This window comes from Luteibacter jiangsuensis (genome assembly GCF_030812295.1).
Lineage (GTDB): Bacteria > Pseudomonadota > Gammaproteobacteria > Xanthomonadales > Rhodanobacteraceae > Luteibacter > Luteibacter jiangsuensis_A.
Genome location: NZ_JAUSSK010000003.1, coordinates 717,898 through 732,804, shown reverse-complemented (window position 1 = coordinate 732,804; position 14,907 = coordinate 717,898). Strand labels below are relative to the sequence as shown.

Here is a 14,907-nt window from a genome sequence, read left to right as displayed (position 1 = left end):
TTTCGTTTCGCATGTCGCGTTTGCGCGGTAGGTTTCATCGGCGGTGTCGCTTGGATTCAGACCGGGCAGTAGTGCCCTGGGTCATTATCCGGACCGATTCTTGTGGAAATCTTTTGTGCCTGGCGAAACGCCGATCCTAGACCGCTGTCACCTCGCCAGGGCGCAAGGCGTCGAGAACGATGTGCACGAGAAGGCCCTGCCCGTAAGGGGCCTCAAGCAATTCGATGGCACCACCATGCAGTTCGACCGCGCGCTGCACGATACTCAACCCCAGCCCGTATCCGGCCTCCGACGTCTCGCCCACCCGGTGGAAGCGCTGGAATGCCGCTTGGCGGCGCTCTTCGGGGATGCCGGGCCCATCGTCGGCGACGGCAATCGAAACCTTTTCGCCGATGCGGCGGATCGCGATGTCGACATGGCCACGCTCGGGCGTGTATCGGAGGGCATTCTCGACCAGGTTGCGGAACATGGCGGTGAGGGCCACCTCGTGTCCAGAGACAAGCAGCTCCTGCTCATCGTGATTCAGGCTGAGCGAAATGTCCTTTTCCGCGATGACCAGGGCCAGTTCCTCGACCACCTCGGTGGCGATCGTCACCAGGTCGAGCGGAATACGATGCTGGGAAGCCGCTCCCGCCTCGAGCCGGGCTATCGCGAGGATCTGCTCGATACGGCGCCCCAGCCGGCCCAGGCTGCGCCGGGCATTTCGCAGGGTGTATTGGATCTCGGCGGGGTCGTCGGCGATGAGGGCACTTTCCATGTGGATCATGGTGGCAGCCAGCGGCGTGCGCAGTTCATGTGCCACGTCGCCAGCGAACCGATGTTCGCGGTCGAGCGCGTCCTCGAGCCGCTCCAGTTGTTGATTGAGGGTGACGATCAGCGGCTTGATTTCGTCGGGCGAACGGTCGATCGAAATAAGCTTCCGGCTGCCGGGCTCACGCTGGGAAAGGATGCGCGTCAGGAGAGCCAGGGGCTTGAGTCCCTGCTTGACCGCGAGTCCCGCCAGCAATGCGAGAAGTGGCAGCCCGATGACCAACGGCAAGCCATGCTCGAGGACGAGGCCCCGCGTGATGTCGTAACGATTCTCCGCCCGCTCACCGATGCGAATGGTGAGATTGAAACGGTTGGTCAAGGTAAACAGCCGCCAGCGCATGCCACTGCGCTCGATATCGCTGAAACCGCGCTCCGCGGATGTCGGCGGGGGGAGATCAGCGAGATTGGCGGTGGCCGCGAGCAACTTCCCCTTGGGATCGTAGGCCTGGAAACCGACCTCCGGCTCATAGTTCCTGGCATGGACCGAGATGACGACGGTACCTCGTTGAGCCTCGGTGGCGAGCTCCAGGGCACGATCCGGATCGTGCGCCGCGTAGCCACCCTGACCATAGGCGATCAAGGTCCCCAGTGTGCGACCCGCCTGGGCAAGCCGCCCATCGAGCAGCTTGTTCATCTCATGAAGCTCGCGCTGGTAGCTGATGATGGCCAGTGGGATAAGGATCGCCACCTGGACGAGGATGATCAGCCAGGTGAGGCGCGAGCGCAGGCTGTTGAAGTTCACCGGGGCTCCCGGGGCATCATGTAGCCGATGCCGCGCACGGTGTGGATCACTTCCGCGCTCAGCTTGCGGCGCAGCCAGTGCACGTGCACCTCGATGGCGTTGCGGTCGACGACCGTATCGAAACCGTAAACCGACCCCTCCAGGGTGTCACGCCGGACGATTCGGCCTGCCCGCTCCATCAGGATGCGCAGTACGGCGAATTCGCGACGGGTAAGGGTGATGCGCTCGCCCCGGAAGGTAACGTCCTTCGTGGCCAAATCGAGCATCAGCCCCCCAACCTCCACGCGATTCTCGACGAGCCCCTGCGCCCTGCGGGTCAACGACCGGATACGCGCCGCCAACTCGCCCAGGTGGAAGGGCTTGACCAGGTAGTCGTCGGCCCCGAGGTCGAGCCCCTTGATCCGGGCTTCCGGCGCGTCGCGGGCGGTCATCACCAGGATGGGCGTCTTGACCCCGGCGCGACGACCCTCCAGCAGGACCTCCAGGCCATCCTTGCCGGGCAAGCCAAGATCGAGCAACACCAGGTCGATCGAGGCATCGCCTAGCGCGGCGGCGCCTTGGCGGCCATCGGTCAGCCATGTCACCGCATAAGACTGATGTTCGAGCGCATGCTTGATCGCTTCGCCCAACTCGGTGTCGTCTTCCAGTAGGAGGATATGCATGGGGTGCGGGGCTCGGTGGGCGGCGAACGACAATCATCGCCGGGCAGTCTTTTCCCAAGCTTTTGTCATCGATGCCGCTCCAGTTTATCCCGCCTCCCGCCAGGGGTGGGCCTTGGAAAAGTCCCGGGAAAGGTCCGGGAAAGGTTCCGGCCACAAAAAAAGCGGCGGGCAAGCCCGCCGCTTTTCCAACCCATCGCATCGGGTTTCTCCCGATGGGGATATCAGAACGGGTAGTAACGGAAGCTGGTGAAGAACATGTCTTCCTTGGCCTTGGGCGAACCACCCACGCCCTCGAATGCCTCACGCACGGTGTGCGAGTACTGGGCACCGAACTGCGCCTTGCCGAACTTGCCCTGGTAGAACTTCCACCAGAAGCCCAGCGTGCCCTGCCAGATCTGCTTGGTGTTGCCTACGCAGGTGCCACCTTCGATATCGCAGCCCGCGTTGTTGTAGGCCTTGTTGCCATAGCCCAAGGCCACGCCGTTGTAGGTGTAATCCTGCTTCTGCTCGCGCTCGCGGCCTGCGAAACCGTAGATGTCGAAGTCGTGGGATGCGTGCAGCGTCAGGCCGGCAAGGAGCATGTTCTCCTTGATCGGAGAGATGGCGCCGTTGGGCTTGAAGGTCACGTCCGGCAGCTGGGCCGAGCCATAGCGGCCGATACCGCGCCCCTGCATGCCGGAGAACTGGAAGTCCAGCACCTTGTCGACCAGCGGCAGGAGCATGCCCACGCCGAAACCACCGCCGTAGACGTTGTGGTTGCTGTTGCCGCTGCCCGAGTTGTAGCGGTTGTAGAACGCACGGCCCAGACCGAAGATTTCGTAATGACCGAAGCCGGGGTCGGCGGCGAACTTCACGATCACATCGGGAATGTGGTTCAGCGACAGGGTATTCGCCGAATCGTAGCCCGAGCCGGCAGCCGTATTGTAAATCGAGGTGACCGGCGCCTTGGACTGGTTCGGGCTCACGTAGAACGTCGTCTGCGGATTTTCCAGCGAGACACCCAGCCAGTATTCCTTGCCGAAATCCTTCACGAGACGGATCTGGGTCTGACGGGCCCAGCTGAAGCCCGGAAGGTACTGGGCATCGATCTGCGGCGGTGCCGCTTCGTTACGCGGGATGATGCCCTTGCTGTTCAACGTGAGCAGCGACCAGTTCTGACCGGCCAGCAGGTGCAGGCCCGGCTTGTCCCAATCGACGGTCATGTAGACGTTTCGCTCGCGCGGGTTGAACGAATTGGACTCGTTCTGGTTCGCGGTCTGCGCACCGCCGAGGAAGTCGGCCTCGATGTAGCCGGCCACATGCGTATCCGGGCTGATATCGCCCTGCGCCAACAAGGACACGCGGCTCTGGCGCGCGCTGAAGCGTCCTTCCGACATACGGCCGACGGACGAATTCTTGTACGGGATCGCGTTGTAGTTCGAAGCGATGTCCGCACCTTCCTGATGCGTGCGATAGATCGTTTCAGCGGCGAGGAAGCCACCAAGCGTGAGATTGACGCCCTTGTAGGAGAGTTTGTCGCTCGACTTCTTGGTCGCGGCGACCGCGTCGGACGCCTGCACCTGGACGTCGTTGACCGCCTTGGCGGTTTCTACCTGAGCGTCAGCCTGGGCTTCCTGCTTGCTCTCCAGCTCGGAGACCTTGGCCTGGAGCGCGGCGAGCTGCGCCTGCAGCTGCTGAAGGGTGGCGGCGTCGACCGTGACCCGGGCCGGCTGCTGCGACTTGGGCGTCGCGGCGAGGGCCGAGAAGCTGGTCACGCCCAGACCGGCAGCGATGGCCACCGTGAGCAACTTGGAACGCATGGGATTTCTCCGCTTAAGGATGGATTGTGTGTGGAACCCCTGACCCCTCCTGAGACTTTTCTGTCCGAAAAACCTCAAAAGGGCCCAACGGCGCGAAGGATGAGCCGTCGCCTTTACCGTTCCATGCCTTTTTTATTACAGATCGGAGACACACGCACATTCCCTTAACGTCCGGGAACGGCCGGGGCCCGTGCCGGTGCGGGTCCCGGGCTGATATCCTTTGAGGATGGATACGACGAGTAACAGCACCGCTTCGAGCATGGCCGGGCGGTTCAGGGGATTCCTGCCGGTCATCGTCGATGTCGAGACCGGCGGCTTCGATGCCGAACGCGACGCCTTGCTGGAGATAGCCGTGGTGCCCATCGCCATGGAGGCCTCGGGCTTCCTGGTGCCGCAGGCGGCGGTCTCGGCGAATGTCGAACCCTTCCCGGGCGCCAACATCGACCCTCGATCGCTGGAAATTACCGGCATCGATCCGGACCACCCGTTTCGCGGCGCCCTGCCCGAGCGCCAGGCGCTCGATCACGTGTTCAATGCGATACGCGATGCCGTGAAGGCGGCCGAGTGCCAGCGAGCGGTCCTGGTGGGCCACAACGCGGCCTTCGACCTCGCCTTCCTCAACGCCGCGGTGCGCCGCACGGGCCATAAACGCAACCCATTCCACCCTTTTAGCTGCTTCGACACCGCCACCCTGGGCGGTCTCGCCTACGGCCAGACGGTGCTGAGCAAGGCGGTCCTGGCGGCAGGTATATCCTTCGACACGCGGGAGGCGCATTCGGCCATCTACGATGCCGAGCGAACGGCCGAACTTTTTTGCGAAATCGTCAACCGCTGGCGTCGCCTGGAACTGGCGGAGCGCGAAATGGCGGCTCCGCTCACCGTCTAAGATATTTCGTAAGCCCCTGAATATGACACCAAAAAGGCGGGTGTCATATCGCTGCAACATTCAGTACGTCTCATTGCAACACGGCAAGGCTGGAATACAGCCCCGGGCGGGCCTCGCCCGACACTCATTCACCCGAGGAAAGCTCCGTGTTCACACACAAACTCCGCATTGCAGCGCTCGTCGCCGCGTCCCTTTTCGGCATGTCCGCCCAGGCTACCGACATCACGGGCGCTGGCTCGAGCTTCGTCTATCCGGTCCTGTCGAAGTGGTCGGCGACGTACGCTGAGAACACCGGCAACAAGCTGAACTACCAGTCGGTCGGCTCGGGTGCGGGCATCGCCCAGATCAAGGAAGGCACGATCGATTTCGGCGCCTCCGATGCCCCGATGAGCGCGGAAGACCTGGCCAAGTTCGGCCTCGGCCAGTTCCCCGTCGTCGTCGGCGGTATCGTTCCCATCGTCAACCTGCAGGGCGTCGCCCCGGGCCAGATCAAGATCGACGGCAAGCTGCTCGCCGACATCTACCTGGGCAAGGTCGCCCGCTGGAACGATCCGGCCGTCGCCGCGCTGAACCCCGGCATGAAGATTCCCGACGTCAAGATCACCGTGGTGCATCGCTCGGACGGCTCGGGCACCTCGTTCAACTTCACCAACTACCTGTCCAAGGTCAGCCCGGAATGGGCGTCGAAGGTGAAGTTCGGCACGGCCGTCGAATGGCCGGCGGGCGTGGGCGGCAAGGGTAACGAAGGCGTCGCGCAGTATGTGCGCCAGATCCCGGGCTCGATCGGCTATGTGGAATACGCCTACGCTACCAAGAACAAGCTTTCCTACGCGCAGATGCAGAACGCCGCCGGCCAGTGGATACAGCCGAACGCCGACAGCTTCGCCGCCGCGGCCGCCACGGCCGACTGGAAGAGCGCCAAGGACTTCAACCTGATCATGACCAACGCCCCGGGTGCGCAGGCGTGGCCGATCACGGCGACGACCTGGGTGATCATGTACAAGCAAGCCAAGAACGCCTCGCACTCCAAGGTCGCCTTCGACTTCTTCAAGTGGTCGCTGGAAAAGGGCCAGGCACAGGCCGCCTCGCTCGACTACGTCGCCCTTCCGGCGCCGCTGGTGCAGCAGATCGAAGCCTACTGGGCTTCGGAGTTCAAGAACTGACCCGATCTCGACAGTCCGGCTGACACATAGCGGGCCCAGAGTATCGTTCAAGGGGGTCGCCGTCCCGCCAGGGACGGCGACCCACACGTCTGCATAGGCCCGGGAACCCGAACCCATCATGCATGCCACCGCCAGCAACGCCGTCCCGAAAACAGACCGCGCGATCGAGGCGGGCCGAAACGCAACCGATGCACGCAACGACCGGCTTTTCGGCTGGGTGCTCAAGGCCTGTGCACTGCTCGTCCTGGTCACCCTGATCGGCGCCGCGCTGTCCACCCTCTGGCTCGGCCGCGACGCCTTCGCCACCTTCGGTTGGGGTTTCCTCACCAGCGACGCCTGGGATCCGGGCAACAACCAGTTCGGCGCCCTGGTGCCGGTGATGGGCACCATCACCACCGCCGTCATCGCCCTGGTGTTCGCCGTGCCGGTGAGTTTCGGCATCGCCCTCTTCCTCACCGAGATCGCGCCCGACTGGTTGCGCGGTCCGGTCAGTTCGGCCATCGAACTGCTGGCCGGCATTCCTTCGATCATCTACGGCATGTGGGGCCTCTTCATCTTCGCTCCCTTCGTCGCCGAGCACATCAAGCCCTGGCTGATGAACAACTTCAGCGCCGACCCGCCGGATGGTCAGGTCTCGTGGCTGGTTCAGCACGTGCCATGGATCGCGAAGTTCTTCTCCAGCGAATACCCGTTCTTCGGTGCGGGCGTGCTCACCGCGGGGCTGGTCCTGGCGGTGATGATCATCCCCTTCATCTCCTCCGTGATGCGCGAGGTGTTCCAGACGGTGCCGACGCGCCTGAAAGAGTCCGCCTATGCGCTGGGATCGAGCACGTGGGAAGTGGTCTGGGACATCGTGGTGCCCTACACCCGTACCGCAGTGATCGGCGGCATCTTCCTCGGCCTGGGTCGCGCCCTGGGCGAGACCATGGCCGTGGCCTTCGTGCTCGGCAATACGTTCAAGTTCACCCCGTCGATCCTCGAGACCGGCAGTTCCATCGCCTCGACCATCGCCAACCAGTTCGGCGAGGCCGAGGGCCTGCAGAAGTCGGCCCTGATGGCGCTGGCCTTCCTGCTCTTCGTGGTGACCTTCATCGTGCTGCTCATCGCCCGCCTCATGCTCCGCCGGCTCGCCACGAAGGAGGGCAGGTAATGTCCGCCTCGCTCTATACGACGCGCCGCATCAAGAACATCGTGGCGATGGCTTTCAGCATCCTGGCCACCGCCGTGGGCCTGCTATTCCTCGCCTGGATCCTCTGGGAAACCCTGAGCCAGGGCATCGCCGGCCTCAAGCCGCAGCTCTTCACGAAGATCACGGCCTACCGCGAAGAAGGCGGCCTGGCCAACGCCATGGTCGGCAGCCTGATCCTCAACGTGCTCGGCATCCTGATCGCCACGCCCATCGGCGTTGCCGCCGGCACCTGGCTGGCGGAATACTCGCTGCGCTCCCGGCTCGGCCCGACCATCCGCTTCCTCAACGACATCCTGCTTTCCGCGCCGTCGATCGTGTTGGGCCTCTTCGTCTATACCGTGATCGTGCTGCCGTCGAAGTGGCTGACGAACGGTGACGTGACCTTCTCGGGTATCGCGGGCGGTATCGCCCTGGCGCTGATCGCGCTGCCCGTCATCGTACGTACCACCGACGAGATGCTGCGCCTGGTGCCCGGCACGCTGCGCGAAGCCGCGCTCTCACTCGGCGTACCGCAGTGGAAGCTGACGATGCAGATCCTGATCCGCGCCGCGCGCTCGGGCATCGTCACCGGCGTGCTGCTCGCGTTGGCCCGTATCAGCGGCGAGACCGCGCCGCTGCTGTTCACGGCCTTCGGCAACAATTTCATGACCTTCAACCCGATCGACAAGATGCCGAGCCTGCCCCAGGTCATCTACGAGTACACCAAGGATCCCAGCCCCGATATCAATACCCTGGCCTGGGCCGGTGCCTTCGTGCTGACCATGTTCGTGCTGGCGCTCAGCCTGATCGCCCGTTTCGTCTTCTCGCGCTCCAAGGTGTCCCATGACTAACATGAACGAAGTCGCCTCCCAGCCGGGCTTCGGCACGTCGCCGCACGCCTCGGGCGTCGACCTTGGCCAGGTGCCGGCGAAGATGACCGTGCGCGACGTGAACTTCCACTATGGCGACTTCCACGCGATCAAGAACATCGCCATGGACGTGCCGGAGAAGAAGGTCACCGCGATCATCGGGCCGTCCGGTTGCGGCAAGTCCACCCTGCTGCGCATCTTCAACCGCATCTATGCGATCTACCCGAACCTGCGTGCCAGCGGCGAGATCATCCTTGATGGCGAGAACATCCTCGATCCGAAGTATTCGCTGAACCGCCTGCGAAGCAAGGTGGGCATGGTGTTCCAGAAGCCGGTGCCGTTCCCGATGACCATCTTCGAGAACGTCGCCTATGGCATCCGTCACCATGAAAAGCTCTCGCGTTCGGAGATGGAAAGCCGCGTGGAGCAGGCCTTGCGTGGCGCGGCGCTGTGGGACGAGGTGAAGGACAAGCTCAAGCAGAGCGCGCTCGGTCTTTCCGGTGGCCAGCAACAGCGCCTGTGCATCGCCCGCGGCATCGCGCTGAAGCCCGAAGTGCTGCTGCTCGACGAGCCGACCTCCGCGCTGGACCCGATCGCCACCAGCCGCATCGAGCAGCTGGTGGAAGAGCTCAAGAAGGATTTCACGATCGTCATCGTGACGCACAACATGCAGCAGGCGGCACGCTGCTCGGACATGACCGCCTTCATGTACATGGGCGAGCTGATCGAATTCGACCGGACCGAGAAGATCTTCACCAAGCCGGACAAGAAGCAGACCGAAGACTACATCACCGGCCGTTTCGGCTGAGCGCCCCCTACTCCGAGGCCCCGCGATGAACAATCCGCACGAACACATCATCAAGAGCTACGACAGCGAACTGAAGCGTCTCACCGGCGAGATCGTCAGGATGGGCGAACTGGCGCTTGCGCAACTCGAAGCGGCCATCGACGTGGTCGAGCGCCGCGACGAGCGCGCCGCCCAGCGCGTGGTCGACAATGACGACGCGCTGGACGCGCTCGAGCAGGAAGTGAGCCAGGACGTGGTCCGCCTGCTCGCCCTGCGCGCGCCGATCGCCGGCGATCTGCGCAACGTCTTCGCGGCGCTGCGCATCGCCGCGGACATCGAGCGCATCGGCGACTATGCCGCCAACGTGGCCAAGCGCTCCATTCCACTCAGCCGCGTGGCCCCGATCACGGCAGCGGGCGGCCTGGCCAACCTCGCCGAACTCGCCGCCGACCAGCTGCGCAATGTGCTCAAGGCCTACGACGAGCAGGATGCCGAGGCGGCCTATGAGGTATGGAAGTCGGATGCGGACCTCGACGAGGCCTACACGGTGGTGTTCCGCGCCCTCCTCACCTACATGATGGAAGACCCGCGCAACATCACGCCATGCACGCATCTGTTGTTCATGGCCAAGAACATCGAGCGCATCGGCGACCATGCGACGAACATCGCCGAGAATGTCTGGTTCGTGGTCCACGGCGAACCGCTGGTGGCCCCGCGCACGAAGCGCGACACGACGGCTAGCCCGGATTTCGACAAGCCTTGAGGGCATCGCCGCTGAAGCGGCTCCCACACAAAGACGGCCTGTGGCCTGTCTGGCCCGTGTGGGAGCCGCTTCAGCGGCGACAGGATAGCCCTCTCCCTCCAGCGATCCAGCGATTCAACCCGCCGACGTCAGCTTGAGCCCCAGAATCCCCATCACGATCAACCCCACGCAGAGCAGCCGCAACGGCTGTGCCGACTCGCCGAACAACACGATGCCCATCGTGACCGCGCCTACCGCGCCGATGCCGGTCCACACTGCGTATGCGGTACCCAGCGGCAATTTCTTGGTGGCGATGGCAAGCAACACGATGCTTATCACCATCGCCGTACCGGTCAGCAGACTGGGCACGGGACGGGAGAAACCCTCGGTGTATTTCAGGCCGACGGCCCAGGCGATCTCGAAGAGACCGGCGAGAACAAGGATGATCCAGTACATGGAAGCGGCTCCGCATAGGCGGGGCCGTCCCCGCGGAGATGATGCGCATCGCGAGGTCGTCCCCGCATGCGGACCGGCATTGCGCCGATCCGCCAGACATTCTACACACCCCGTGTAACCCCCCGCTGACCCCGAGCGACCACCAAGATCGCTACAGCAGGGGCGCCGCGGCCGCCTTCTTCGCCTTCACCCCGCGCACGATGCCGTACACGCTGATCAGGAACCATGCCATCTCCTGCAGGAATGCGGAGAGGTTGAACGTACCGAAGATCAGCGAAAGAAGAATGCCGAAGGCGCCGACCAGGTTCATCACCTGGTACGGATAGCCCTGTCCCGACAGCTTGTGTGCCTGGAGCAGGAAGAACGCCACCAACACCAGGGTGACACCGATCAGGCCGGCCCAGTCGTGCCAGAACAGATTCATCGCTTGCCTCCTCGCTGACGCAACGCTTCGAACAAGACGATACCCGTGGCCACCGAGACATTGAGGCTTTCCATGCCGCCAGGCATCGGGATCTTCGCCACGAAGTCACAGGTGTCACGGGTAAGACGGCGCATGCCGTCGCCCTCGCTACCCATCACCAACGCCACCGGGCCCTTGAGATCGATGTCGTAGATGGATTGGTCGGTGTCGCCGTCCAGCCCCGTGATCCATACCCCTGCGTCCTTGAGCAGACGCATGGCACGGGCAAGGTTGGTCGCGGCGACCACCGGTACGAGGTCGGCACCGCCCGCCGACGCACGACGAACCGTCGGCGTGATGCCGACGGCGCGGTCCTTCGGCACGACCACGGCGGTCACGTTCGCGGCCGCGGCGCTGCGCAGGCAAGCACCGAGGTTATGCGGATCGGTGACCCCATCGAGCACCAGCACCAAGGCATCGGACCCTGCCGCGTCGAGCAACGCGGGAAGATCGTTCTCCCCACGCAGCGGCGGCGTCTCGTAACGGGCGATCACACCCTGGTGACGCGCTTCGCCACCGAGCTTCTCGAGCTGCTCCTTGCCCACCGGTTTGACCGGCAAGCCGAGCTTGCGCGCTTGCGCGGCAATCTCGTTCACGCGCGCGTTCTTCGAATTCTGCTCGATCAATACTTCACGGACACGATCCGGATCGTTGGCTAGCGCGCCTTCGACCGGATTGATGCCAACGATCCACGACTCGCTCATGCTTGCGGCTTGCTCCTGGGTCTACGTCGTGCGCTCTTGGCCGCGGATTTCGCGGGTGCGCTCTTCACCGGCGCCGGCTTGGCCGCCGTCTTGGTTCCGGCTTGTTTCGCGGGCTGGGCGTCCTTCGCTCCGCGCCCCTTCACCACGTCGTTGCGCGGCGCATCGCCCTTCCTGGGCGCTGGCCTCTCGCTCCCCGCGGCCTGCCTCCCTCTCGAACGATTTCCGCCCGTGGAACGAGCCCCGTCCTTCGACGGCGCAACGTCCTTCGAGTGGGAAGCATCCCTGGAGTGGGAAGCGCGCTTGCGCGCGACACCGCCAGCCTCGGTCTCGACAACCGCCTGACGAGCAGGCCGCGCATGATGCTCCGCCACCGGCTCGGCGGCAACCGGGGCCTTCGTCTTCTTGCCGAAGATCCGGCCCACCGCTTTCTTCGCGGCACGGCCGAACGCCTTTCCGGCTTCCGCCATGCCCGAGCGCGGCACCGGCGCGGGTGCGGCAACGACCGGCGGAGGCGGCTTCGGCAATGCGGCCAGACGGGCCACGAGGCGGAAATCGATCTTGCGATCTTCCAGGCTCGCGCGCAGCACCTGCACGCTCACGTAATCACCGAGGCGATAGCTGGCGCCCGTGCGATCGCCGGACAACAGGTGACGAACCGGGTCGAACTTGTAGTAGTCGTTCGGCAACTGCGAGACATGGACGAGACCGGATACGCGCGATGCCGCCAGTTCGACGAACAAGCCGAACGACGTGACTCCCGTGATCGTGCCGGCGAACTCCTCACCGACATGCTTCTCCATCCAGGCGCACTTGAAGCGCTCGTCGACATCACGCTCGGCTTCTTCCGCACGGCGCTCGCGCTGCGAGCAATGCACGGCCATCGAGGCCATCTGGCCCTCGCTGTATGTGTAGTCGGCCGGCTTGCCCTTGGTCAGCGCGTAACGGATGGCGCGATGCACGAGCAGGTCGGGATAACGACGGATCGGCGAGGTGAAGTGCGCGTACGCATCCAGCGCCAGGCCGAAGTGGCCCTGGTTCTCCGGGTGGTACACGGCCATGCTCTGCGCGCGCAGGAGGACCGACTGGATCAGTTCCGCTTCGGGACGATCGTGCACCTTCTTGAGCAAGGCGGAGAAGTCGGCGGGGGTGACCTCGTCGGCCGGTGGCATCTTCAGCTTGAACTCGCGCAGGAACTGCAGGAGGTCGTCGTATTTTTCCGCCGGTGGCGAAGCGTGCACGCGATAGAGCGCCGGGATCTTCCGCTTCGACAGATACCGTGCCGCCTGCACGTTCGCGGCGATCATGCATTCCTCGATCAGCTTGTGCGCGTCATTGCGGTCGCTGGCGCCCATGGAGACGACGTCACCCGACGGAGCCAGGCGGAACTTCACTTCGGGCGTCTCGAAGTCGATGGCGCCGCGACGCTTGCGCGCCTTCGCCATCACCTTGTAGAGACGGTGCAGGGTCTCTACCTGCGGAAGCACGTCCGCGATTTCGTCGCGCACATCGGCGTTGCGCTCGCCCACGGCCTGCCACACCTTGTTATAGGTGAGCCGCGCGTGCGAATACATCACCGCGTCGTAGAACTTCGACCGCACGACCTCGCCTTCCTCGTCGATCTCCATGTCGCAGACCATGCACAGGCGGTCGACCTTCGGATTGAGGGAGCAGATGCCGTTGGACAACGTCTCCGGCAACATCGGCACGACGAATCCGGGGAAATAGGTGGAGGTGCTGCGGTCGTACGCCTCGACGTCGAGCGGCGTGCCCACGGGTACGTAGTGGGACACGTCGGCGATGGCGACGATCAGGCGGAAACCGCCACCCTTCAGCGCTTCGGCATAGACGGCGTCGTCGAAGTCGCGGGCGTCCTCGCCGTCGATCGTGACCAGCGGCAACTTGCGGATGTCGGTGCGGCCCTTACGCTCCTCGGCGGTGACCTTGGGCTCCACTTCCTCGGCCTGCCGGACGACCTGGGCGGGCCATTCGTGGGGCAGGTCATAGCTGGCGATCGCCATCTCCACCACCAGTGACGGCTCCAGACGCTCGCCCAGCACCGCACGGATCGTGCCCATGGGACCGCGGTGCGGTGTCGGCGGATCGGTGATCTCGGCGACCACGATCTCGCCGGAGCGGGCACCGGCGTCGCGGCCGGCGGGGATCATGATGTTCTGGTGCAGGCGGCGGTCATCCGGCTCCACCAGGGTCACGCCGTTCTCGACGACCACGCGGCCGACGAGGCGCGGTGAACGCCGTTCCAGCACTTCCACGATGGCGCCCTGGCGGCGTCCACGGCGGTCGATGCCGACCACGCTGGCGAGCACGCGGTCGCCGTGCAGCACGCTGCGCATCTGCGATGGCGAGAGATAGAGGTCTTCCCCACCCTCGTCCGGACGCAGGAATCCGTAACCCTCGGCATTGGCGATGACCCGGCCGGGAATCAGGCTGAGCTTCTCCGCTGGGGCATAGCTTCCACGGCGGTTCCGCAGGAGCTGGCCGTCACGGACCATGGCGCCCAGACGGCGGTCCAGCGCGTTGATCTCGTAGTCGGTGAACAGGCGGAGGGAGCGGGCGATATCTTCGGCCATCAGCAGTTCGCCGCGCTCCTCCAGCAGGGCCAGGATGGCCTCACGGCTGGGGATCGGCTGGTCGTAGCGCTGGGCCTCGCGATCGGCATGGGGATCGACCACGGCCGGCGGCACCTTGCCGCCGAACTTGGCCAGCGCCTTGCCGGGGCGGCTGGCCTTGGGTTTACGAGGGCCGCGGTCGGCTCCCGAACCTTTCTGTTTCTTCGTCACGTAAGGACCTTTGAAGGGGGAAGTGAAATAGTTTCACATCCGGGGGGCAAAATCGTTGACAAGTTTCCTCGACCTACCTAATCTACGCGGCTCACGGGACAGCGAAGCTGTTTCGAGACACCTGCCCAGGTGGCGGAATTGGTAGACGCACTAGTTTCAGGTACTAGCGGGTAAAACCGTGGAGGTTCGAGTCCTCTCTTGGGCACCAATTATAGACGAAGCCCGCAGCGATGCGGGCTTTGTCGTATCTGGGATTCAGGAAGCTGCGCTTCGTCCACGCTGGTGTTTGGTACACATGGCCCACCCCAGACCTTCTTACCCTTAGTTCATTGACGGGTAACCGGGGCACTCCGCAGGAACACGCCCCACCATGGGATCTATTGGTAGGTAGCCTTATGAAGAACGCCCCACCCAGCTACGAGTGTCCGTTCTGCCGTATTGCCGAGACGCTTCCGTCGCCTACTCCAGAAGCAGCCGTTGTCTTGGTGGATGCCGACGTATTCGCTTTGGTTCCCACTCACCACTACGCTGGAATAAAAGGCAACTGCCTGGTGCTACCTCGGGGCCACTATGAGAACGTATTGGACATCCCGGACAACCTTGGCAGCGAGTTCTTTCGAGCCACGCGTCGCCTAGCGCACGCTATGCGGAATGCCTTCCGCTGCGAAGGAATCTCCACTCGCCAACACAACGGGCCGGCCGGCGATCAAGATGTGTGGCACTTTCATCTTCATGTATTTCCTCGCTACTCGAACGACGGACTACATGCGGGGCAGAAAGTGCCCTATACCAACGAGGAACGCATTGAGTTGGCAGCCAGTCTCCGGGTTGCTTTGCGATAGCATGCACTTTGCCTGT

Annotated in this window: 14 protein-coding genes and 1 tRNA gene; 8 read left to right on the top strand and 7 right to left on the bottom strand. The window is 63.9% G+C overall.

Annotated features, from left to right (window positions below):
- Window positions 1-136: 136 nt before the first annotated feature.
- From J2T07_RS13350 to J2T07_RS13340, 3 genes are all read right to left on the bottom strand, one after another.
- Window positions 137-1,552, bottom strand: coding sequence for an ATP-binding protein (locus tag J2T07_RS13350; protein ID WP_306850574.1), 1,416 nt, complete (start codon window positions 1,550-1,552; stop codon window positions 137-139).
- Complete coding sequence (locus J2T07_RS13345) at window positions 1,549-2,214, bottom strand: response regulator (protein ID WP_306850573.1); 666 nt, start codon at window positions 2,212-2,214, stop codon at window positions 1,549-1,551. Before J2T07_RS13345 ends, J2T07_RS13350 begins: the two co-directional genes overlap by 4 nt.
- 221 nt (window positions 2,215-2,435) lie before the next feature.
- Window positions 2,436-4,013 carry a hypothetical protein gene (locus J2T07_RS13340; RefSeq protein ID WP_306850572.1) on the bottom strand — a complete coding sequence of 526 codons (1,578 nt, stop codon included), beginning with the start codon at window positions 4,011-4,013 and terminating at the stop codon, window positions 2,436-2,438.
- Window positions 4,014-4,239: 226 nt separating this feature from the next.
- Between J2T07_RS13340 and rnt the strand changes: the two genes are divergently transcribed.
- The 6 genes from rnt (at window position 4,240) to phoU (ending at window position 9,649) form a co-directional block, all read left to right on the top strand.
- On the top strand, window positions 4,240-4,899 hold the full coding sequence (gene rnt, locus J2T07_RS13335) for a ribonuclease T (protein WP_306850571.1): 660 nt from the start codon (window positions 4,240-4,242) through the stop codon (window positions 4,897-4,899).
- A 146-nt stretch (window positions 4,900-5,045) separates the two neighbouring features.
- Entirely contained in the window at window positions 5,046-6,062 is a 1,017-nt protein-coding gene (gene pstS / locus J2T07_RS13330) for a phosphate ABC transporter substrate-binding protein PstS (protein ID WP_306850570.1), read from the top strand.
- A gap of 118 nt (window positions 6,063-6,180) precedes the next feature.
- Window positions 6,181-7,212 (top strand): phosphate ABC transporter permease subunit PstC, encoded by a 1,032-nt coding sequence (gene pstC, locus J2T07_RS13325; RefSeq protein WP_306850569.1) that lies wholly within the window; start codon window positions 6,181-6,183, stop codon window positions 7,210-7,212.
- Window positions 7,212-8,081, top strand: a complete 870-nt coding sequence (gene pstA / locus J2T07_RS13320) for a phosphate ABC transporter permease PstA (protein ID WP_306850568.1) — start codon at window positions 7,212-7,214, stop codon at window positions 8,079-8,081. The genes pstC and pstA overlap by 1 nt, the downstream gene beginning before the upstream one ends.
- A 1-nt stretch (window position 8,082) precedes the next feature.
- Window positions 8,083-8,907: a phosphate ABC transporter ATP-binding protein PstB gene (pstB, locus tag J2T07_RS13315; RefSeq protein ID WP_430539365.1), complete on the top strand. Its 825-nt coding sequence runs from the start codon at window positions 8,083-8,085 to the stop codon at window positions 8,905-8,907.
- A 25-nt stretch (window positions 8,908-8,932) separates the two neighbouring features.
- A complete protein-coding gene (gene phoU / locus J2T07_RS13310; RefSeq protein WP_306850567.1) occupies window positions 8,933-9,649 on the top strand; it encodes a phosphate signaling complex protein PhoU in 717 nt (238 codons plus the stop codon).
- A gap of 114 nt (window positions 9,650-9,763) precedes the next feature.
- Here the strand turns inward: phoU and sugE are convergent, their stop codons facing one another.
- The 4 genes from sugE to rnr form a co-directional block, all read right to left on the bottom strand.
- Window positions 9,764-10,084 carry a quaternary ammonium compound efflux SMR transporter SugE gene (gene sugE, locus J2T07_RS13305; RefSeq protein ID WP_306850566.1) on the bottom strand — a complete coding sequence of 107 codons (321 nt, stop codon included), beginning with the start codon at window positions 10,082-10,084 and terminating at the stop codon, window positions 9,764-9,766.
- Window positions 10,085-10,235: 151 nt separating this feature from the next.
- Window positions 10,236-10,508, bottom strand: coding sequence for a CBU_0592 family membrane protein (locus tag J2T07_RS13300; protein ID WP_306850565.1), 273 nt, complete (start codon window positions 10,506-10,508; stop codon window positions 10,236-10,238).
- Window positions 10,505-11,251 carry a 23S rRNA (guanosine(2251)-2'-O)-methyltransferase RlmB gene (gene rlmB, locus J2T07_RS13295; protein WP_306850564.1) on the bottom strand — a complete coding sequence of 249 codons (747 nt, stop codon included), beginning with the start codon at window positions 11,249-11,251 and terminating at the stop codon, window positions 10,505-10,507. Before rlmB ends, J2T07_RS13300 begins: the two co-directional genes overlap by 4 nt.
- On the bottom strand, window positions 11,248-14,049 hold the full coding sequence (rnr, locus tag J2T07_RS13290) for a ribonuclease R (RefSeq protein ID WP_306850563.1): 2,802 nt from the start codon (window positions 14,047-14,049) through the stop codon (window positions 11,248-11,250). Before rnr ends, rlmB begins: the two co-directional genes overlap by 4 nt.
- Before the next feature lie 123 nt (window positions 14,050-14,172).
- Here rnr and J2T07_RS13285 point away from each other — a divergent pair.
- Both J2T07_RS13285 and J2T07_RS13280 read left to right on the top strand, forming a co-directional pair.
- Window positions 14,173-14,257 (top strand) — tRNA-Leu (locus J2T07_RS13285).
- 22 nt (window positions 14,258-14,279) lie between these two features.
- A complete protein-coding gene (locus J2T07_RS13280) occupies window positions 14,280-14,891 on the top strand; it encodes an HIT family protein (protein ID WP_306850562.1) in 612 nt (203 codons plus the stop codon).
- The last annotated feature ends 16 nt before the right edge of the window (window positions 14,892-14,907 follow it).